This is a genomic window from Pseudomonas sp. EA_65y_Pfl2_P74, from assembly GCF_963970575.1.
Lineage (GTDB): Bacteria > Pseudomonadota > Gammaproteobacteria > Pseudomonadales > Pseudomonadaceae > Aquipseudomonas > Aquipseudomonas baetica_A.
The window spans coordinates 102,263-122,689 of the sequence record NZ_CAXAOQ010000016.1; the positions used below are offsets into that span (position 1 = coordinate 102,263).

The 20,427-nt window shown below is 60.1% G+C and carries 16 protein-coding genes; 11 read left to right on the forward strand and 5 right to left on the reverse strand.

Annotated features, from left to right (window positions below; genetic code table 11):
* Positions 1 to 82: 82 nt before the first annotated feature.
* The 4 genes from AACY18_RS15010 to gap all read right to left on the reverse strand — a co-directional run bounded on the left by AACY18_RS15010 (position 83) and on the right by gap (position 5,592).
* Positions 83 to 2,668, reverse strand: a complete 2,586-nt coding sequence (locus AACY18_RS15010; protein ID WP_339430955.1) for a TonB-dependent receptor — start codon at positions 2,666 to 2,668, stop codon at positions 83 to 85.
* Between the two features lie 122 nt (positions 2,669 to 2,790).
* Positions 2,791 to 3,756: a FecR family protein gene (locus AACY18_RS15015; RefSeq protein WP_339430954.1), complete on the reverse strand. Its 966-nt coding sequence runs from the start codon at positions 3,754 to 3,756 to the stop codon at positions 2,791 to 2,793.
* Between the two features lie 124 nt (positions 3,757 to 3,880).
* Positions 3,881 to 4,399 (reverse strand): RNA polymerase sigma factor, encoded by a 519-nt coding sequence (locus tag AACY18_RS15020; protein WP_339430953.1) that lies wholly within the window; start codon positions 4,397 to 4,399, stop codon positions 3,881 to 3,883.
* A 191-nt stretch (positions 4,400 to 4,590) separates the two neighbouring features.
* Complete coding sequence (gene gap / locus AACY18_RS15025) at positions 4,591 to 5,592, reverse strand: type I glyceraldehyde-3-phosphate dehydrogenase (RefSeq protein WP_339430952.1); 1,002 nt, start codon at positions 5,590 to 5,592, stop codon at positions 4,591 to 4,593.
* Positions 5,593 to 5,812: 220 nt separating this feature from the next.
* On the opposite strand from gap, the gene edd reads away from it, so the two are divergent.
* The 11 genes from edd (at position 5,813) to AACY18_RS15080 (ending at position 19,311) form a co-directional block, all read left to right on the forward strand.
* Positions 5,813 to 7,639 carry a phosphogluconate dehydratase gene (edd, locus tag AACY18_RS15030; protein ID WP_339430951.1) on the forward strand — a complete coding sequence of 609 codons (1,827 nt, stop codon included), beginning with the start codon at positions 5,813 to 5,815 and terminating at the stop codon, positions 7,637 to 7,639.
* Positions 7,636 to 8,595, forward strand: coding sequence for a glucokinase (locus tag AACY18_RS15035; RefSeq protein ID WP_339430950.1), 960 nt, complete (start codon positions 7,636 to 7,638; stop codon positions 8,593 to 8,595). The genes edd and AACY18_RS15035 overlap by 4 nt, the downstream gene beginning before the upstream one ends.
* Before the next feature lie 114 nt (positions 8,596 to 8,709).
* Positions 8,710 to 9,441 (forward strand): response regulator, encoded by a 732-nt coding sequence (locus AACY18_RS15040; RefSeq protein ID WP_221730715.1) that lies wholly within the window; start codon positions 8,710 to 8,712, stop codon positions 9,439 to 9,441.
* Positions 9,431 to 10,900, forward strand: a complete 1,470-nt coding sequence (locus AACY18_RS15045; protein WP_221730716.1) for an ATP-binding protein — start codon at positions 9,431 to 9,433, stop codon at positions 10,898 to 10,900. Before AACY18_RS15040 ends, AACY18_RS15045 begins: the two co-directional genes overlap by 11 nt.
* A gap of 227 nt (positions 10,901 to 11,127) precedes the next feature.
* Positions 11,128 to 12,387, forward strand: coding sequence for a D-mannose isomerase (locus AACY18_RS15050; protein ID WP_339465255.1), 1,260 nt, complete (start codon positions 11,128 to 11,130; stop codon positions 12,385 to 12,387).
* 131 nt (positions 12,388 to 12,518) lie between these two features.
* Entirely contained in the window at positions 12,519 to 13,820 is a 1,302-nt protein-coding gene (locus AACY18_RS15055) for an ABC transporter substrate-binding protein (protein ID WP_339430948.1), read from the forward strand.
* Positions 13,821 to 13,976: 156 nt separating this feature from the next.
* Positions 13,977 to 14,885: a carbohydrate ABC transporter permease gene (locus tag AACY18_RS15060; RefSeq protein WP_339430947.1), complete on the forward strand. Its 909-nt coding sequence runs from the start codon at positions 13,977 to 13,979 to the stop codon at positions 14,883 to 14,885.
* Complete coding sequence (locus AACY18_RS15065) at positions 14,878 to 15,723, forward strand: carbohydrate ABC transporter permease (RefSeq protein ID WP_221730720.1); 846 nt, start codon at positions 14,878 to 14,880, stop codon at positions 15,721 to 15,723. Before AACY18_RS15060 ends, AACY18_RS15065 begins: the two co-directional genes overlap by 8 nt.
* Positions 15,724 to 15,725: 2 nt before the next feature.
* Complete coding sequence (locus tag AACY18_RS15070) at positions 15,726 to 16,886, forward strand: ABC transporter ATP-binding protein (RefSeq protein WP_339465257.1); 1,161 nt, start codon at positions 15,726 to 15,728, stop codon at positions 16,884 to 16,886.
* Between the two features lie 106 nt (positions 16,887 to 16,992).
* Positions 16,993 to 18,342 (forward strand): carbohydrate porin, encoded by a 1,350-nt coding sequence (locus tag AACY18_RS15075; RefSeq protein WP_221730722.1) that lies wholly within the window; start codon positions 16,993 to 16,995, stop codon positions 18,340 to 18,342.
* Between the two features lie 114 nt (positions 18,343 to 18,456).
* A complete protein-coding gene (locus tag AACY18_RS15080) occupies positions 18,457 to 19,311 on the forward strand; it encodes a D-hexose-6-phosphate mutarotase (protein WP_339430945.1) in 855 nt (284 codons plus the stop codon).
* Positions 19,312 to 19,458: 147 nt separating this feature from the next.
* Here AACY18_RS15080 and AACY18_RS15085 read toward each other — a convergent pair whose 3' ends face one another.
* The gene (locus AACY18_RS15085; RefSeq protein WP_171057240.1) at positions 19,459 to 20,319 is read right to left on the reverse strand and encodes a MurR/RpiR family transcriptional regulator; all 861 of its coding nucleotides are present in this window, start codon (positions 20,317 to 20,319) and stop codon (positions 19,459 to 19,461) included.
* Between the last annotated feature and the right edge of the window lie 108 nt (positions 20,320 to 20,427).

Sequence of the window (20,427 nt, forward strand, 5' to 3'; positions counted from 1 at the left end):
TAACGAGACGAACGGGCCAGCGCTGGCGCGTAAAAAAAAATCACGGCGCGGTGCGTGTACACGCGCCGTGAGGTCGGCCGGGTCAGATGTCCCAGATCAGATTGATCGCGAAGTTGCGGCCCGGTTGGGTCAGTCGATCAAGGTTGGCCGGTTGCGTTACCGAGGCTTCGCCGACGCTGTCGTAACCGCGCACGTCATCCCACAGCCAGTATTTCTTGTCGGTCAGGTTGTAAATGCCGCCGCTGACGGTGACGTCGTTGGTGACTTTGTAGAACCCGGTCAGATCCAGAATGCCGAAGCCCGGCGATTTGAACTGGCTGCTGACGCCATCCGGCGATTTGAAGTTGCTGTCGTCGACACGATCCTTTTTCTTCACCACGGTCCAGCTCAGCAGGCCGCCGTAGTGGTCCTGGTCGTAACCCAGGCCGAACACGCCGGTCAGCGGGTTGACGCTGTTGAGCGGTTCGCCGTTGTCGTTGTTGCGACCATAGGCATAGGCAATCGAGCCTTGGGTGTACAGGCCTTGTGGGGCGCCAAACGAGTCCAGGTTCAGACGGCCTTTGACTTCCGCCCCCTTGATGGTCGCGTGCTTGATGTTGTTGCTCTGGAAGGTCAACGCGTCGTCGCCCGGCTTGACCGCGTCTTCATTAATGAAGTCGCGGTACTTGTTGTAGAACACCGCCACGTCGAACGAGCCGGATTCGAAATTGCCGCGCAGACCGGTTTCATAGCTTTTGCTTTTTTCCGGCTCAAGGCCCGGATTCGGCGCCACGGTGTAACCGGTGGTGTTGTTCTCGAAGCGACCGTACAGCGCTTTCGCGGTGGGTGTGCGCAAGCCCTCGGCGTACTGACCGTACCAGGTGTAGTGCTCGTTAAAGGCGTAGGTCAGGCCGAATTTGGGCGAGACCTTATGCCAGGTCTTGTTCTTGTCGCTGACCGTCCCCTGGCGATCGGCGTTTACGGTATTGAGGAATTGCTCGGTGATGTGCGGCTTGAGCTCGGTGTAGTCGTAGCGCAGGCCCGGCAGGAAGGTCCAGTCGTTCCAGCTGATCTGATCCTGAGCAAACACGCTGTAGGTGTTGATGGTCGGGTCCGGGAAGTCGCTGGCCTTCTTCAGTACGTCAGCGGCACTGGTCGCTCCGATTGCGCTGCAGCCACGCCCCACGGCCAGGCACTTGCCGTCGCCGCTGCGTGAGCCGGTGACTTTCTGTTGCTTGAGGGTGGTGCCGTAGGTCAGGACGTGATCGGTCTCACCGAGGGCGAAAGCCTTGTCCAGTTGCGCATCGAACACCCACTGCTTTTCCTCGTAGATCGTGTCGCGAGTACGCAGCACTTTGCGGGTCATCGGGTAGTAATACTCTTCGGTGCGCTGGTCAGTCTTGGCGATCTGGTGGTTCAGGCTCCACTTCACGTTGTCGACCAGCAGGCTGTCGAGGGCGAAGCTGTGTTCGATGCCGAAACGCTCGCGAGTGATCGTGTCGTTGCCGGTGCGCCACTGGTACATGCCGCCGGGCAGCAGGCTGTCGGGGATGGTCGGGGCGCCATTGAAGTACGGGCCGCCGTAGGCGCTTTTCTGATCGGTGTCGCGGTCGTCCTTGTACTTTTCGTAGGTCAGGCCCAAGCGCGAATCTTCGTTGTAGTTCCAGCCGATCTTGGCCAGTACGTTGCTCGCCTTGACGTCTTCCGGGTTGGCGGCGGTGCGCTCAAGGCCTGTGCCGTGGTTGCTGCCGTAGGCATCGGTTTGATGGCCGTCCCGCTGGCTGTAATGCAGCAAACCGTCGAACTGATCGGCGCGGCCGGCGACGGTGGCGGACTTCAACCAGCTCTCATCGGCCGAGCTGTAACCGGTTTTAAGGCGGGCGCCGACGTCTTTGCCAGGCTTGATGATGTCGTCCGCATCGAGGGTGTAATAGCTGACCGCGCCGCCGATGGCGTTGCTGCCGTACAGCACCGAGGCCGGGCCACGGAGGATCTCGACGCGTTTGACGATTTCCGGGTCGACGTAGTTGCGTTGGGTCTTGGCGTACGGGCCGTTGAAGAACCCGTCCGGTACTTCGACACCGTCAACCTGAGTCAGGATGCGGTCGCCATCGATGCCGCGGATGTTGTAACCGCTGATGCCGCCACGCTGGCCGGCGCCGCCGACGGAGACGCCCGGCTCATAGCGCACCAGATCCTTGAGGGTGTTGACGTTGTTGTGATCCAGTTCTTCACGGGTGTGCACACTGACGGTGGCCGGCACGCTCTTGACCGATTGTTCCTGACGGGTGGCGCTGATGGTCACTTGATCCAGATTCAGTGCGCCGCTGGTACGGCGCATCTCCAGCACGACGTTGTTTTTGCTCAATGTGCGAACGCTCAGGTTGGTCCCCACCAACAGGCGCTCCAGGGCTTTTTCCGGTGACAGCGAGCCACGCACGCCCGGCGACGACACGCCCTGAGCCAATTCTGCCGGCAGGCCGACTTGCCAACCCGTGACGGCGGTGAAGGCATTCAGTGCCGACACCAGCGGTTGCTGGCCAATCGAGAACGAGTAATCACCCATGTTGCGTGTCGGTTGCTCGGTGGCAGCCATGAGCGGTGCGGTGCCGGCCATGAGGATGGCAGCGGTCAGCAGCGACAACACGCGGGAAGGGGAAGCAGTCTGGCGGGTAAGGCGAGAGGACATCGATAGCGCTCCGTGTCGCACGAATCTTTATAGGTGCTGATTGGCGTCCGAAGATGCGAATCAATTGCATTGGCTATAACGAGACGAACGCGCTTTGGCTATCGAGTAAAAATAATTCTCATTTAGTTCAGGATCACCAGCGCCGGGAATTCCTGCAGGCGCGCCGAGGTGATGTGAGCGAGGGAACGCACCACGTCCAGTGGCTGGTCGAGGCGGTAATTGCCAGTCACGGCGACATCAGCCAACTGCTCGTTGGTGTTGATGATCCAGCCCGGATAGTAGCGGCGCAGTTCGGCCAGCACCTGATTCAGCGGACAGTTCTCGAACACCAGTCGGCCTTGCACCCAGGCCAGATCGGTCGATGCATCAAGTTTGGCCGGGCGGTCGAATCCGTTGGGGCCGATGCGAATACTTTCCCCGGCAGACAAACGCACCCGGGCATCGTTATGCGTAGCGCGCAAATCGACATCGCCGCGTTGCACGTTGACCTGCGCTACGCCGTCCAGGTAACGCACGGCGAAGGCGGTGTCATGCACGCTGGCCTTGACCGGGCCTGCGTCGATTTCCAGCGGTTGCTTGCGGCTGCCGGCAACCTCGAAAAACGCCTCGCCCTGGAACAACCGCGCGACGCGCTGTTGATCGTTGATGGTGCTGGAGAATGCCGAATTGGTGTTGAGCAGGACTTTCGAGCCGTCCTCCAGTTGCAGACGCTGACGCTCGCCGACCACGGTCAGGTGATCGGCCTGGATGCGCAGGGGCACATTGCTGAAACTGAACAGACCGAGCAGCAATACCGCAGCGGTGGCCAGTGGTTTCCAGTGTGGACGCAGACGGCTGAGGACGCTGACTTTCGCAGGCGCCGCCGCCAGGGTTTGCGCGCACTGAGCGATCTGCGGGCCATCCCAGATCGCCTGGGCTTTGGCGAACGCCTCGGCATTCAACGGATCGGCCGCCAGCCAGGCATGAAATTGCCGGGTCTGTTCCTCGTCCGGGCTGCCGAGCACGATGAGCCAGTCCAGTGCCTGGTCCATTGCGTTTGCAGCGTCCCGCGCCGATTCCGGCGAAGGCGAGCGGTGGGTGTCCGTCACGGTGTTTCCTCGGCAGTGTCTGCGCACGGCTGTTTTTTTAGTGAAGCGTAAAAGTCGGGCAAGGGTAACAAAGCACAAAGCTCAGTGCAGTCGAACCTGGCGCTTACGGAAAGAGCCTACAGCCTCAGTCGCCATTCAAGCGTTCGGCGACACCGATGCAAATGGTCATGATCAGTTTCAATTCTTTTTGCACGGTGCTGAGCGACACCTTCAGTTCGTCGGCGATTTCCTGATAGCTGTGCCCGTGCAGACGGCTGAGGATGAAAATCTGCTGCTGACGGGGGCTCAATTGACTGAGACTCACGTTCAAGCGTTCGAGCAATTGTTCGGCGTGGGCGGCGTCTTCGGCGCTGCTGGCAGGGGCGGCGATGCTGTGCACGACGTCCTGCGGCACGTCATCGACCATGGTGCGCGAATGGATCTTGCGCGCACGCAAATGATCCAGCGCCAGATTGCGCGCGGTCTGGAAGACAAAGGGTTCGAGGTGGTCGATGGCCCGTTCGCTCAGCGCCCGCGTCACGCGCAGGTAGGTTTCCTGCAACAGGTCTTCAGCGGTGCTGTGATTGTTGACCATCCGTTCCAGCGTGCGCAGCAACGAAGTGCGCTGGGTGAGGAAGACATGGTTGAAGCGCGATTGACTCACGGGAGGACCTGATCCATTTGAGGCGAATGATAATGCTTATCATCCAGTCAAATGGTCAAGCCTTGATTTCAGATTGAAATCGCCAACCTGCGGGAGCGGGCTTGCTTGCGAAGGCGTCGTGTCAGGTGACTCATCGATCGATTGAACCACCGCTTTCGCGAGCAAGCCCGCTCCCACATGGGGAGTGCGGCTTACTCCGCGTTGCACAACGCCAGGCAGTTATCCAGCATGCGGTTGGAGAAGCCCCACTCGTTGTCATACCAGGCCAGCACCTTCAGCAGTTTGCCGCTGGATTTGGTGTGGTTGGCGTCGAAGATCGACGACAGCGGGTTGTGGTTGAAGTCGCTGGAAACCAGCGGCAAGGTGTTGTAGCCGAGAATTTTCGAATGCTGGCTGGCAGCCTTGAGCAGCGCGTTGACTTCCTCGGCGCTGGCTTCTTTCTTCAACTGCACGGTCAGGTCCACCAGCGACACATTGATCACCGGTACACGCACGGCCATGCCGGTCAGTTTGCCGGCCAGTTCCGGCAGCACCAGGCCCACCGCTTCAGCGGCGCCGGTTTTGCTCGGGATCATGTTCTGCGTGGCCGAGCGAGCGCGGTACGGGTCGGTGTGGTAGACGTCGGTCAGGTTCTGATCGTTGGTGTAGGCGTGAATGGTGGTCATCAGGCCGCTTTCGATTCCCAGCTCGCGGTGCAACACCTGCGCCACAGGCGCCAGGCAGTTGGTGGTGCACGAAGCGTTGGAGATGATCTGGTGCGACTGGCGCAGAATGTCGTGGTTCACACCATAGACCACGGTGGCGTCGGCGCCTTTGGCCGGGGCCGAAATGATGACTTTGCGCGCGCCGGCAGTAATATGCGCGGCGGCTTTGGCACGGTCGGTAAAGAGCCCGGTGCATTCGAACACCACGTCAATTTTTTCCGCCGCCCATGGCAGTTCGGCCGGGTTGCGAATGGCACTGACGGCAATGCGGTCGCCGTTGACGGTCAGGCTTTCGTTGTCATGCGCCACTTCGGCGTCGAACGTGCCATGAACGGTGTCGTATTTGAGCAGATGCGCGTTGATCGAGCTGTCGCCCAGATCGTTGATGGCGACGATCTGCAAATCCTGTCGGTAGCCTTGGGTATACAGTGCGCGCAGGACATTACGGCCGATGCGGCCAAAACCATTGATTGCGATTCGAAGAGTCATGAAACAGCGCCGCCGTCGTTTTGTTGTTGGAATTACAAGATTATTCGCATAAAAATAGAAAACAAGCCTTTTTAGTGGCAATATTTTGTTTTATCTACAACGAGTGACCTGAATCAACTGGTCCGAATGATCAAAAACACCGTCTGTCATTCCAACAACAACGGTGTTTGATCAGCATAGACAATCAGGTCGCCACATCCGTTAGCCTGGAGTTCTACACATGCATCCCCGCGTCCTTGAGGTCACCGAACGGCTTATCGCCCGCAGCCGCGCCACGCGTCAGGCTTACCTTGCACTGATTCACGGCGCCGCGACTGACGGGCCGATGCGCGGCAAGCTGCAATGCGCCAACTTCGCCCACGGCGTGGCCGGGTGCGGCAGCGAAGACAAGCACAGCCTGCGGATGATGAACTCGGCGAATATCGCCATTGTTTCTTCATATAACGACATGCTCTCGGCGCATCAGCCGTACGAAGTATTTCCGGAACAAATCAAAAATGCCCTGCGCGAAATCGGCTCGGTCGGCCAGTTTGCCGGCGGTACACCGGCGATGTGCGACGGCGTGACCCAAGGCGAGCCGGGCATGGAGTTGAGCCTGCCGAGCCGCGAAGTGATCGCCATGTCCACGGCGGTGGCGTTGTCGCACAACATGTTCGACGGCGCGCTGATGCTCGGCATCTGCGACAAGATCGTGCCGGGCCTGATGATGGGCTCGCTGCGTTTCGGTCATCTGCCGACAATCTTTGTGCCGGGCGGGCCGATGGTCTCGGGCATATCCAACAAGGAAAAAGCCGACGTCCGGCAGAAGTACGCCGAAGGCAAGGCGACCCGCGAAGAGCTGCTGGAATCGGAGATGAAGTCCTACCACAGCCCGGGCACCTGCACCTTCTACGGCACGGCCAACACCAATCAGTTGCTGATGGAAGTCATGGGCCTGCACCTGCCAGGCGCCTCCTTCGTCAACCCGAACACACCGCTGCGCGACGCCCTGACCCGCGAAGCCGCGCATCAAGTCACGCGTCTGACCAAGCAGAACGGCAACTTCATGCCGATCGGCGAAATCGTCGACGAGAAGTCGCTGGTCAACTCGATCGTCGCCCTGCACGCCACCGGCGGTTCGACCAACCACACCCTGCACATGCCGGCCATCGCCATGGCGGCGGGCATTCAATTGACCTGGCAAGACATGGCCGACCTCTCCGAAGTCGTGCCAACCCTCAGCCACGTCTATCCGAACGGCAAAGCCGACATCAACCACTTCCAGGCGGCGGGCGGCATGTCGTTCCTGATCCGTGAACTGCTCGAAGCCGGGCTGCTGCACGAAGACGTCAATACCGTGCTCGGCCATGGCTTGAGCCAGTACACCAAAGAGCCGTTCCTTGATAACGGCGAACTGGTCTGGCGCGAAGGCCCGATCGAAAGCCTCGACGAAAATATTCTGCGTCCAGTGGCCCGTGCCTTCTCCTCGGAGGGTGGTCTGCGGGTGATGGAAGGCAACCTCGGACGCGGCGTGATGAAGGTGTCCGCCGTGGCGCTGGAAAACCAGATCGTCGAAGCACCGGCCATGGTGTTCCAGGATCAGCAGGACCTGGCCGACGCGTTCAAGGCCGGTTTGCTGGAGAAGGATTTTGTCGCGGTGATGCGCTTCCAGGGGCCGCGTTCCAACGGCATGCCGGAACTGCACAAGATGACGCCGTTCCTTGGCGTGCTGCAGGATCGTGGCTTCAAAGTCGCGCTGGTGACTGACGGGCGCATGTCCGGCGCCTCGGGGAAAATCCCGGCGGCGATTCACGTCAGTCCTGAAGCTTATGTCGGTGGGGCTTTGGCGCGGGTGCAAGAGGGCGATATCATCCGCGTCGATGGCGTCAAAGGTACTTTGGAACTCAAAGTGGACGCCGAAGAATTTGCCGCGCGCGAACCCGCCAAAGGCCTGTTGGGCAACAACATCGGCAGCGGTCGCGAACTGTTCGGCTTCATGCGTATGGCCTTCAGCTCGGCGGAGCAGGGCGCCAGCGCCTTCACTTCTGCCCTGGAGACGCTTAATTGAAACTGGCTTTGGTCGGTGACATCGGAGGCACCAACGCGCGGTTTGCGTTGTGGAAAAACCAGCAGCTGGCATCGGTTCAGGTGCTGGCCACAGCCGACCATGCCAGCCCGGAAGAGGCAATCAGCCTGTACCTGAGCGGCCTCGGTCTGGCGCCGGGTTCGATCGGTTCGGTGTGCCTGTCGGTGGCCGGCCCTGTCAGTGGCGATGAATTCAAGTTCACCAATAATCACTGGCGCCTTAGCCGCACGGCGTTCTGCAAGACCTTGCAGGTCGAGCAACTGCTGCTGATCAACGACTTCTCGGCGATGGCGTTGGGCATGACCCGATTGCAGCCCGGCGAATTCCGCGTGGTGTGCGAAGGCACGCCGGAGCCGTTGCGTCCGGCCGTGGTGATCGGCCCAGGCACAGGCCTTGGCGTCGGCACCTTGCTCGATCTCGGTGACGGTCGTTTTGCCGCGTTGCCGGGCGAGGGCGGTCACGTTGATCTGCCGTTGAGCAGCCTGCGTGAAACCCAGCTGTGGCAGCACATCCATAACGAGATCGGCCACGTCAGCGCGGAAACCGCATTGAGCGGCGGCGGCTTGCCTCGGGTTTACCGGGCGATCTGCGCGGTGGATGGGCATGAGCCAACACTCGATACGCCGGAAGCGATCACCGCTGCAGGATTGGCGGGTGACCCGATTGCCCTGCAAGTGCTGGAGCAATTCTGCTGCTGGCTCGGGCGTGTGGCCGGCAACAACGTGCTGACCACGGGCGCGCGCGGCGGGGTATTCATCGTTGGCGGCGTGATTCCACGCTTTGCCGATTTCTTTGTCCAAAGCGGTTTCGCCCACAGCTTTGCCGACAAGGGTTGCATGAGCGATTACTTCAAGGGCATTCCGGTGTGGCTGGTGACAGCGCCGTATTCCGGCCTTGTCGGTGCCGGTGTGGCCCTCGATCAATCGATTCGGGCCTGAAACACGGCCAGAAATGTGGGCGCGGGCTTGCTCCCACAATGGTTCTGTGGTGTTTGTACGTTCGATGCTTGAGGCATAATCCGCCCCAATTCCAACAACAAGGATGCCTTCGAAGTGAGCTCAGTCAACAAGTCGATTTTGTTGGTCGATGACGACCAGGAGATACGCGAGTTGCTGGACACCTACCTGACCCGCGCCGGGTTTCAGGTCCGGGCCACAGCCGATGGCGCCAGTTTTCGTCAGGCGCTCAACGAGGCGCCGAGCGATCTGGTGATCCTCGATGTCATGCTGCCCGATGAAGACGGTTTCAGCCTGTGCCGCTGGGTGCGTCAGCATCCGCGTCAGGCGCAGGTGCCGATCATCATGCTCACCGCCAGTTCCGACGAAGCCGATCGAGTGATCGGTCTGGAACTGGGCGCCGACGATTACCTTGGTAAACCGTTCAGCCCTCGTGAGCTGCAAGCACGGATCAAAGCCTTGCTGCGTCGGGCGCAATTCGGTCAGGAGCGCAGCGGCAGTGAAGTGCTGGCCTTCGATGAATGGCGGCTGGACATGGTCAGCCATCGGCTGTTCCACACCGACGGTGAGGAAGTGATTCTCTCCGGCGCCGATTTCGCCTTGCTCAAACTGTTCCTCGATCACCCGCAGGAAATCCTCGACCGCGACACCATCGGCAACGCCACCCGTGGCCGTGATCTGATGCCCCTCGATCGTATCGTCGACATGGCGGTCAGCCGTTTGCGCCAGCGCCTGCGCGATACGGAAAAACCGCCGCGACTGATCCGCACGGTGCGCGGCAGCGGCTACCAATTGGCAGCCAATGTGGTTGCCGGCAATGGTCACTGAGTCCCTGCGCAAGCTCGCAGCCAGAGCGCCGGTGCCGCGTTCGCTGTTGGGGCGGATGTTGTTGCTGACGCTTCTGGCGATGCTGTTCGCCCAGACGTTGTCGAGTGTGATCTGGGTATCGCAACTGCGTGCCACGCAACTGGAAGGCTTGGTCACCAGCGCCCGCAGCCTGGCGCATTCGATGACGGCCAGCGTCAGTTATTTCCGTTCGCTGCCGGTGGCGTATCGGCCGCTGGTGCTCGACCAGTTGCGCAGCATGGGCGGCACCCGTTTTGTCGTGACGCTCAACGACAAACCGCTGGGCATGGACGTGTTGCCGGTCACGCCGCGTAAAGCCGCCGTGATGAAAGCCGTGGATGAAGTGCTGCGTCAATCGCTGGGACAGGACACCGACATTTCCGTGAGTTTCGTCAGCCCCGAGGATCTGCGGATTTTCAACGCGGGGCTCAAACTCGATGAGTTGCCGCGCTCCTGGGCGCATTACGCGCTGACGCTGGAGCCGGTCAATCCGCCCGTGCTGGTCACCCAGATTCAAATGGCGCCGGGCGAATGGCTGTATATCGCCTCCTTGTTGCCCGAGCCCTACACCAGTCTTGAAGAGCAAGGCCTGCCCTCGCAGCAAGTGTGGTTCATCGTCCTCACCAGCGGTTTTCTGCTGTTGTTCATCGGTTTGCTGGTGCATTGGCAAAGCCGACCGCTCAAGCGCCTGGCGCGGGCCGCGCGGGAGATGTCGCTGGGCGCCGATGTCGAACCGGTGGCCGAGGGCGGCGGCAGTGAAGTGGTCGAGGTGGGCCGTGCGTTCAACGCCATGCGCGAGCGCATCAGCCGTTATCTGACCGAACGCAGCCAGTTGTTCAGCGCGATTTCCCATGACCTGCGCACACCGATCACCCGCCTGCGCTTGCGCGTCGAGTTGCTGGAAGACGAACAGTTGCAAGCCAAGTTCGGTCGCGATCTCGACGAGCTGGAGTTGCTGGTCAAAGGCGCATTGCAATGCGTGAAAGACACCGACATCCACGAGAACATCGAACCGGTGGATCTCAATCATGTGCTCGATTGTCTGGTGGAGCCGTATCTGGCACCGAACGGCAATGGCCGCGTGACCCAGAACGGACGAGCGCTGGCGGCGTATCCGGGCAAACCGTTGGCGCTCAAGCGTTGCATCGGCAACCTGATCGACAACGCGTTGAAGTACGGACAGAACGCGCATCTGCACATCGATGACGACGAGCATGCGTTTGTCCTGCACGTCGACGATGAAGGGCCGGGCGTGCCGCAGCAGCGCCTGGAGCAGGTGTTCGAGCCGCACTTCCGCTTGGCGGGGCAGCAGCAGGGTTACGGATTGGGCTTGGGGATTGCGCGCAACATCGCCCATAGCCATGGCGGTGAGGTGACGTTGCAGAATTTGCGTGAGGGTGGGTTGCGGGTGACGTTGCAATTGCCGCGCAGTGCCGACTAGATAGACCGCGTTATCGTTCTTCGCGAGCAAGCCCGCACACAGGTGACTGTATTCCATCTGGAGAAACGCGGTCCCCTGTGGGAGCGGGCTTGCTCGCGAAGGCGTCGGCCCATTCAACATCGATATCCATGTCACAGGTTGGTGACAAAACCTGTCCCCTTCGTTACAAGCCTGCCCCGGCCCGTTGTTTAGACTGCCCGCCGTCATAACAACAAAAAAGGCCACCCATGGATCTCTTTCACCCAGGCTTCAGCAGTTGGCTGAACGCCCCTGCCCATCAGCAATGGCTCGCCGCCGAAGGCCTGCGCCTGCTGGATTTCGCCAAGGCGGCAAAACTGCCCGAAGGTTTTGGCAATCTCGACGAGCGCGGCCAGTTGCCTGCAAACGCGCAGGCCGAAACCATGAACACCGCACGCATGACTCACAGTTTCGCCATGGCCCATATTCAGGGCCTGCCAGGGTTCGCCGAGCTGGTCGATCACGGCATCGCGGCCCTGCGCGGGCCGTTGCGCGACGCGCTGCACGGTGGCTGGTTCGCGGTCGCCGAACACCGCGATGGCAACACGGGCAAGAACGCTTATCTGCACGCCTTCGTCGCCCTGGCGGCGAGTTCTGCGGTGGTCGCGCAGCGCCCCGGCGCGCAAGCTTTACTCGATGACGCGATCGACATCATCGACACGTATTTCTGGAGCGAAGAAGAGGGCGCCATGCGCGAATGCTTCAATCGCGACTGGAGCGAAGAAGAAGCCTATCGCGGCGCCAACAGCAACATGCACGCCACCGAAGCTTTCCTCGCGCTGGCCGACGTCACGGAAGATCCGCGCTGGCTGGTGCGCGCCCAGCGCATCGTTGAACGCGTGATCCACGGCCATGCTGGCGCCAATGGCTACATGGTCATCGAGCACTTTGACCGCGACTGGCAACCGCTGCGCGAGTACAACCAAGACAATCGCGCCGACGGTTTTCGCCCTTACGGCACCACCCCAGGCCACGGTTTTGAGTGGGCGCGGCTGCTGCTGCATCTTGAGGCCGCGCGGGTGCAGGCCGGTATGCTCACTCCCGGCTGGCTGGCGACCGACGCGCAGAAACTGTTCGAAAACAACTGCCGTCACGGTTGGGATGTCGATGGTGCGCCGGGCATTGTTTACACCCTCGACTGGGACAACAAAGCCGTGGTCCGCCATCGTCTGCACTGGACACATGCCGAAGCCAGCGCCGCGGCCAGTGCCTTGCTCAAACGCACGGGCGAGGCGCAGTACGAAACCTGGTATCGGCTGTTTTGGGATTTTTGTGAAAGCCATTTCATTGACCGCTGCAACGGCAGTTGGCACCACGAACTCGACTCACATAACCGCCCAAGTGCCGATATCTGGCCGGGCAAACCCGATCTGTATCACGCCTGGCAAGCCGTACTGATCCCTCGTCTACCCTTGTCGCCGAGTATGGCGAGTGCGCTGGCGCAGTTGTCCCAGAGCGCTGCTATGTAATCAGTCATGTAACCATGTCGTGACATTCGCGCGTCCCTTCGTTACCTGCGAAGCGAAACGTCCTGTTTAAACTCCTGTGCAGCGCAAGCACCAGACTTGCAACGCATAACAACAAGAAAGGTACATCTCAGATGAATGCGATTTCTCGCCTCGCTACTGTCATTTCTGTCGCCTCCCTGTTCCCGCTCGCAATTCTGCCCCTCAGTGTGTCCGCTGCCGAATCCAAAGGTTCGGTGGAAGTCGTGCATTGGTGGACGTCCGGTGGTGAAAAAGCCGCTGTTGATGTACTCAAGGCCCAAGTCGAAAAAGACGGTTTCACCTGGAAAGACGGCGCTGTCGCCGGTGGTGGCGGTGCGACTGCCATGACCGTACTGAAAAGCCGTGCTGTCGCTGGCAACCCTCCAGGCGTTGCCCAGATCAAAGGCCCGGACATCCAGGAATGGGCGTCGACCGGTCTGCTCGACACTGACGTGCTCAAGGACGTCGCCAAAGAAGAGAAGTGGGACAGCCTGCTCGACAAGAAAGTCTCCGATACCGTGAAGTACGACGGTGATTACGTGGCCGTTCCGGTGAACATTCACCGCGTCAACTGGCTGTGGATCAACCCGCAAGTCTTCAAGAAAGCCGGTATCACCAAGAACCCGACCACCCTCGAAGAATTCTACGCCGCCGGTGACAAGCTCAAGGCAGCCGGTTTCATTGCGCTGGCCCACGGCGGTCAGCCTTGGCAGGACAGCACCGTGTTCGAAGCCGTTGTGCTCTCGGTCATGGGTGTTGATGGTTACAAAAAAGCCCTGGTTGATCTGGACAACGCTGCGCTGACCGGCCCGGAAATGGTCAAGGCCCTGACTGAACTGAAGAAAGTCGCGACCTACATGGACGTCGACGGCAAAGGTCAGGACTGGAACCTGGAAGCGGCCAAGGTCATCAACGGCAAGGCCGGCATGCAGATCATGGGTGACTGGGCCAAGTCCGAGTGGACCGCCGCCAAGAAAGTCGCTGGCAAGGATTACGAGTGCGTAGCCTTCCCGGGCACCGACAAGGCGTTCACCTACAACATCGACTCCCTGGCGGTGTTCAAGCAGAAAGACGCCGGCACTGCCGCGGGTCAGAAGGACATTGCCAAAGTCGTGCTGGGTGAGAACTTCCAGAAGGTCTTCAGCATCAACAAAGGCTCGATCCCGGTGCGTAACGACATGTTGAACAACATGGAGAAGCTCGGTTTCGACTCCTGCGCACAAACTGCAGCCAAAGACTTCCTGGCAGACGCCAAGTCCGGCGGCTTGCAGCCGAGCATGGCGCACAACATGGCGACGACGCTGGCGGTGCAGGGTGCGTTCTTTGATGTCGTGACCAACTTCATCAACGACCCGAAAGCCGATCCGGCCGATACCGCCAAGAAACTCGGCGCAGCGATCAAGTCGGCCAAATAAGCGTCGTTAGCACAGGCCCCTCCTGTGGGAGCGGGCTTGCTCGCGAAGGCGTCGTGTCAGTTGCTCCATCCGTCGACTGACATACCGCCTTCGCGAGCAGGCCCGCTCTCACAAGGGATCTCACTGTAGTTTTTATTCCCTGTACTGGATTTCCCCATGAGTTCTGTTGCTGTGTTCAGCAAGGCCTCGCCGTTCGATGCATTGCAACGCTGGCTACCCAAACTGGTGCTGGCGCCGAGCATGTTCATCGTGCTGGTGGGCTTCTATGGCTACATCCTGTGGACGTTCGTGCTGTCGTTCACCACTTCGACGTTCCTGCCCAACTACAAGTGGGCCGGTCTGGCGCAATACGCGCGGTTGTTCGAGAACGACCGTTGGTGGGTCGCAAGCAAGAACCTCGCGGTGTTCGGTGGCATGTTCATCGGCATCACACTGGTGATCGGCGTGTTGCTGGCGGTGTTCCTCGACCAGCGTATTCGCCGCGAAGGTTTCATTCGCACCATTTACCTGTACCCGATGGCGCTCTCGATGATCGTCACCGGTACCGCGTGGAAATGGCTGCTCAACCCGGGCATGGGGCTGGACAAATTGTTGCGTGACTGGGGCTGGGAAGGCTTCCGTCTCGACTGGCTGATCGACCCGCATCGCGTGGTGTATTGCCTGGTGATCGCGGCGGTCTGGCAGGCCTCGGGCTTTATCATGGCGATGTTCCTCGCCGGCCTGCGTGGCGTTGATCAGTCGATCATTCGTGCTGCACAGATCGACGGCGCGAGCATGCCGACCATCTACTGGAAAGTGGTACTGCCAAGCCTGCGTCCGGTGTTCTTCAGTGCGGTGATGATTCTGGCGCACATCGCGATCAAGAGCTTCGACCTGGTTGCAGCGATGACGGCCGGTGGCCCGGGTTACTCCTCCGACCTGCCAGCGATGTTCATGTATTCCTTCACCTTCAGTCGCGGCCAGATGGGCATGGGCTCGGCCAGTGCGATTCTGATGCTCGGTGCGATTCTGGCGATCATCGTGCCTTACCTGTACTCCGAGCTGAGGACCAAGCGTCATGACTAGTCTCGCTGCCAAACCTGCGATCAGCCTGAGCCGCATTGCGATCTACGCGGTGCTGATCCTCGCCGTGTTCCTTTATCTGATTCCGCTGGTGGTCATGCTGTTGACCAGTTTCAAGACCCCGGAAGACATCAGCACCGGCAACCTGCTGAGCTGGCCGACCGTGGTCAGCGGTATTGGCTGGGTCAAGGCCTGGGCCACGGTTGATGGTTACTTCTGGAACTCGATCAAGATCACGGTTCCGGCCGTGATCATCTCTACGGCCATCGGTGCGTTGAACGGTTATGTCCTGTCGATGTGGCGCTTTCGCGGTTCGCAGTTGTTCTTCGGTCTGCTGCTGTTCGGCTGCTTCCTGCCGTTCCAGACCGTGCTGCTGCCGGCCTCGTTCACCCTCGGCAAGATGGGCCTGGCGAGCACCACCACCGGGCTGGTGTTCATCCACGTCGTTTACGGGCTGGCGTTCACCACGCTGTTCTTCCGTAACTACTACGTGAGCATTCCCGACGCGCTGGTCAAAGCTGCACGCCTTGATGGCGCAGGCTTCTTCACCATTTTTCGGCGGATCATTCTGCCGATGTCGACGCCGATCATCATGGTTTGCCTGATCTGGCAGTTCACGCAGATCTGGAACGACTTCCTGTTCGGTGTGGTGTTCTCCAGCGGTGATTCGCAACCGATCACGGTGGCGCTCAACAACCTGGTCAACACCAGCACCGGGGCCAAGGAATACAACGTGGACATGGCAGCGGCGATGATCGCCGGCCTGCCGACCCTGCTGGTCTATGTGGTCGCAGGCAAGTATTTCGTGCGCGGGCTGACGGCCGGCGCAGTCAAGGGGTAATCATGGCTACGCTCGAACTTCGTAACGTAAACAAGACCTATGGTGCCGGCCTGCCGGACACCTTGAAGAACATCGAACTGTCGATCAAGGACGGTGAGTTCCTGATCCTGGTCGGCCCGTCGGGCTGCGGCAAGTCGACCCTGATGAACTGCATCGCCGGGCTGGAAACCATCACCGGCGGCGCGATCATGATTGGCGACCAGGACGTCAGCGGCATGAGCCCAAAGGATCGCGACATTGCCATGGTGTTCCAGTCCTACGCGTTGTACCCGACCATGAGCGTGCGCGAGAACATCGAGTTCGGTCTGAAGATCCGCAAGATGGCGCAGTCGGCGATCGATGAAGAAGTCGCTCGCGTGGCCAAGCTGTTGCAGATCGAACACTTGCTCAACCGCAAGCCCGGTCAGCTTTCCGGTGGTCAGCAACAGCGTGTGGCGATGGGCCGTGCACTGGCGCGTCGGCCGAAGATCTATCTGTTCGACGAACCGCTGTCCAACCTCGACGCCAAGCTGCGCGTCGAGATGCGCACCGAAATGAAACTGATGCATCAGCGCCTGAAAACCACCACGGTTTACGTGACCCACGATCAGATCGAAGCGATGACGCTGGGCGACAAAGTGGCGGTGATGAAGGACGGCATCATCCAGCAGTTCGGTACGCCAAAAGAGATCTACAACGCCCCGGCCAACCTGTTCGTGGCGAGCTTCATCGGTTCGCCGCCGATGAACTTCATCCCGCTGCGTTTGCAGCGCAAGGACGGTCGTCTGCTGGCACTGCTCGACAGTGGCCAGGCGCGTTGCGAGTTGCCGATGGGCATGCAGGACGCCGGTCTTGAAGATCGCGAAGTGATCCTCGGCCTGCGCCCGGAGCAGATTGTTCTGGCCAGCGACGAGGGCAATGGCCTGCCGAGCATTCGCGCCGAAGTGCAGGTGACCGAGCCGACCGGTCCCGACACGCTGGTATTCGTCAACCTCAACGACACCAAGGTCTGCTGCCGTCTGGCACCGGACGTGGCGCCGCAGGTGGGCGAGAACCTGACGCTGCAATTCGATCCGTCGAAAGTGCTGCTGTTCGATGCCAAGACTGGCGAGCGGTTGGGTGTTGCCGGTCAGGCGCAGTCCGAAGCGCGGTCTGCCAACGTGGCCCAGTTCAAAGGCCGCTGAAGAACAAAATGTGGGAGCACGCGGTGGATTGCCTGTAATCCATCGCACTTTATGTAAACCGCGTTAGATAAAAACAGTTAATAACAATAAAGACGAGGATGTAGGGATGAAAAAGAAACACGTCAATGCCCGGTTGATCTGCCAAGTGTCAGCAGCGGCAGCCTTGGTGCTGGCCGGCAATGCCATGGCCGCCGATGCGTTCAGCTCCGATTCCAAATGGATGACGGGCGACTGGGGTGGTGAGCGGACCAAGCTGATCGAGCAGGGTATCGACATCAAGGCCGATTACGTTGGGGAAGTCGGTGGCAACCTGCACGGTGGCTACAACGACGACAAGACCGGCCGCTACAGCGACCAGTTCGGTTTGGGCGTGGCACTGGATCTGCAAAAACTGTGGGGCTGGGACAACACTCAGGCCAAGATTCAACTGACCAACCGTAACGGTCAAAACATCTCCAACGACCGCGTGGGCGACCCGCGTGCCGGCACCTTGAGCTCGTCTCAAGAAGTTTACGGCCGTGGCCACATGGTGCGTCTGACCCAGCTGTGGATTCAGCACCAGTTCTTCGACAACAAGCTCGACGTCAAGGCCGGTTACTTCGGTGAAGGCGAAGACTTCAACACCTTCCCGTGCGAGTTCCAGAACCTGGCGTTCTGCGGCTCCCAGGTGGGTAACTGGGCGACCAACATCTGGTACAACTGGCCCGTCAGCCAGGCCGCGATCCGCGTGAAGTACAACATCAACGACGAGCTCTACGCGCAGATCGGTGCGTACAACCAGAACCCGTCGCAACTGGAACACGGCAACGGCTTCAAGCTCAGCGGCAGCGGCACCAAAGGTACGGTGTTGCCGGTCGAGCTGGTCTGGTCGCCGAAGGTCAACAGCCTGCCGGGCGAATACCGCGTCGGTTACTACAAGAGCACCGCTGATGCCAGCGATGTCCGCGAAGACATCAACGGCAACGACGCTGCAACCACCGGTAACGCCTACCGCACCCACAGCAGCAAGCACGGCTACTGGTTCGTGGCGCAACAGCAACTCACCAGCCACAACGGTGACGCGACCCGCGGTCTGAACATCGCCGCCAACGCCACGTTCCACGACAAGGACACCAACTTCATCGACAACTATCAGTCGGTGATGTTTGTCTACAAAGGCCCGTTCGACGCGCGTCCAAAAGATGACATCGGTATTGGCGCGGCGCGTATTCACGTCAACGATGACGTGAAGAAAAACGCCGAACTGCTCAATGCATCCAACGGTGTTTCGGATTACGACAACCCGGTGTTCTCGCCGATTCGTGAAACCGAATACAACTACGAGATCAACTACGGCTTCCACGTCACTAACTGGCTGACCGTACGTCCTAACCTGCAATACATCACTCATCCAGGTGGAGTGGACGCAGTGGACAACGCTTTGGTCGCCGGTCTGAAAATTCAGTCGGTGTTCTAACGCGTCTGCGATAAGCTCCTCTCTATGTGCGCATATTTGCGGACAGCCAAGGCTGTCCGCTTTTTTTTGGGGGCAGGCGCACCCCTATGAAAGACGAGTTCAGGATCGTGGCCAATGCATGAGCATCCGCTGCAACGCTTTTTCAGATCCTTGCGCGAACAGCCGGTGTTCGCCTGGGAGCGCTATCAGATGCGCGACGTGTTGGTGATCGATCATCCGCTGTGTCAGGCGGTGTTCAGTCGTCAGGGCGCGCAGTTGCTGCATTTTCAGCCACGCGGGCAAAAGCCGTGGTTGTGGTGTGCGGCGAAATGGCCGCATGTCGGTGCCATTCGCGGTGGGGTGCCGGTGTGCTGGCCGTGGTACGGCCGCCATCCGAGCGAAAACGCGTGGCCGTCCCATGGCTGGGCGCGGCTGCTCGACTGGAAATTGCTCGACAGCAGCAGCGCCGAGGATGGCGTGCGCCTGCACTGGCAATTGCAACTGTGCGATTGGCAGGTCGATCTGCACGCGCACTTGGGCGAGCGCATGGAGTTGCGTCTGAGTACCGAGCATCAGGACGACATGCCGTGTCAGTTGAGCCAGGCGTTGCACGCTTACTGGCGTATTGGTGATGTCGGTGAGATAGCGCTGTCCGGCCTCGAAGGCGCGCAGGGTTATGACCAGTTGAACCGTCAGGTTTGCCAGCAGGAAGGCGAGTTGCGGGTCGAGGGTGGCTGCCAGCGGGTGTTCCAGCACGACGGCGAGTTACAGCTCAAGGATCACGCCTGGCAGCGCGAGTTGTGCATTGACACCGGTGACACGGCGGACACGGTGGTCTGGCATCCAGGCTCACGGCCGCTGTTGGGCGTGAGTTGGGATGAGATCTCGGAGTTTGTTTGTGTTGAAGCGGCGACGGGCGGGACGGACAGCCTGCATCTGGCGCCGGGGGTTAAGGCGCATTTGAGTTTGCAGGCGTGGGCTGCGGCCTGAATTTGTGGTGAGTCGCCTGACGGTTTCGCGAGCAAACCCGCTCCCACATTGGACCTTCAATGAACACAGGATTTGTGTTCAAAACAGATCCCCTGTGGGAGCGGGCTTGCTCGCGAAGAGGCCGGATCAATCAGCCGAGATTTTGGATCAGTTGAACTCGTCACCCACCGGATACCGGCTCGCATTCAAGCTCTCTTTGATCTTGCGCAGATGCGGCTGGAAATCGACCCCGCGACGCAAGGTCATACCGGTCGCCAGCACATCCAGCACGGTCAACTGAATGATCCGCGAGGTCATCGGCATGTAGATGTCGGTGTCTTCCGGCAGCGGAATGTTCAGGCTCAGCGTACTGGCCTTGGCCAGCGGCGAGTTCTCGGCGGTCAGACCCAGCACCGAGGCGCCGTTCTCCCGGGCAATGCGCGCCACTTCCACCAGTTCACGGGTGCGGCCGGTGTAGGAAATGATCACGAACAGTTCGCCGGTGTGAGCCACCGAAGCGATCATCCGCTGCATCAGCACATCGGCATGCGCCGTCACCGCCAGGTTGAACCGAAAGAACTTGTGCTGCGCATCCAGCGCCACTGGCGCTGACGCACCGAGGCCGAAGAAGTGGATTTGCCGCGCCTGAATCAACAGGTCGACGGCGCGGCTGATCAGGTTCGGGTCCAGCGCCTGGCAAGCGCTGTCCAGTGACGCAATGGCACTGCCGAAAATCTTCTGCGTATAGGCTTCGGGATTGTCATCGGCTTCCACCGCACGGCTGACATAGGCCGCGCCGCTGGCCAGGCTCTGGGCCAGTTGCAGCTTGAGTTCGGGGTAGCCGCTGACGCCGAACGAACGGCAGAAACGGTTGACCGTCGGCTCGCTCACCGACGCGGCCTGGGCGAGGGCGGCGATGCTGAAGCGGGTGGCCTGCTGCGGGTTGAGCAGGATCACCTCGGCGACTTTGCGTTCGGCCTTGTTCAGGTCTTCAAGGCGACTCTGGATCTGTTCCAGTAAATTTCGCACGCGGTCCATATGGAATTCCTAATTCACCTGCGCAAAGGTGCGCCGGGCTATGCAAATTGGGCCTTTGATATGGCCCGTAACGGTGGCCTATCCTACTGATGGCTCCGA

What these genes read in the sequence shown, in the direction of transcription:
- AACY18_RS15010 (WP_339430955.1), bottom strand. Translation starts at nt 2,668, where the DNA reads ATGTCCTCTCGCCTTACCCGCCAGACTGCTTCCCCTTCCCGCGTGTTG.
- gap (WP_339430952.1), bottom strand. Translation starts at nt 5,592, where the DNA reads ATGACTCTTCGAATCGCAATCAATGGTTTTGGCCGCATCGGCCGTAAT.
- edd (WP_339430951.1), top strand. Translation starts at nt 5,813, where the DNA reads ATGCATCCCCGCGTCCTTGAGGTCACCGAACGGCTTATCGCCCGCAGC.
- AACY18_RS15045 (WP_221730716.1), top strand. Translation starts at nt 9,431, where the DNA reads ATGGTCACTGAGTCCCTGCGCAAGCTCGCAGCCAGAGCGCCGGTGCCG.
- AACY18_RS15050 (WP_339465255.1), top strand. Translation starts at nt 11,128, where the DNA reads ATGGATCTCTTTCACCCAGGCTTCAGCAGTTGGCTGAACGCCCCTGCC.
- AACY18_RS15055 (WP_339430948.1), top strand. Translation starts at nt 12,519, where the DNA reads ATGAATGCGATTTCTCGCCTCGCTACTGTCATTTCTGTCGCCTCCCTG.
- AACY18_RS15060 (WP_339430947.1), top strand. Translation starts at nt 13,977, where the DNA reads ATGAGTTCTGTTGCTGTGTTCAGCAAGGCCTCGCCGTTCGATGCATTG.
- AACY18_RS15065 (WP_221730720.1), top strand. Translation starts at nt 14,878, where the DNA reads ATGACTAGTCTCGCTGCCAAACCTGCGATCAGCCTGAGCCGCATTGCG.
- AACY18_RS15070 (WP_339465257.1), top strand. Translation starts at nt 15,726, where the DNA reads ATGGCTACGCTCGAACTTCGTAACGTAAACAAGACCTATGGTGCCGGC.
- AACY18_RS15075 (WP_221730722.1), top strand. Translation starts at nt 16,993, where the DNA reads ATGAAAAAGAAACACGTCAATGCCCGGTTGATCTGCCAAGTGTCAGCA.
- AACY18_RS15080 (WP_339430945.1), top strand. Translation starts at nt 18,457, where the DNA reads ATGCATGAGCATCCGCTGCAACGCTTTTTCAGATCCTTGCGCGAACAG.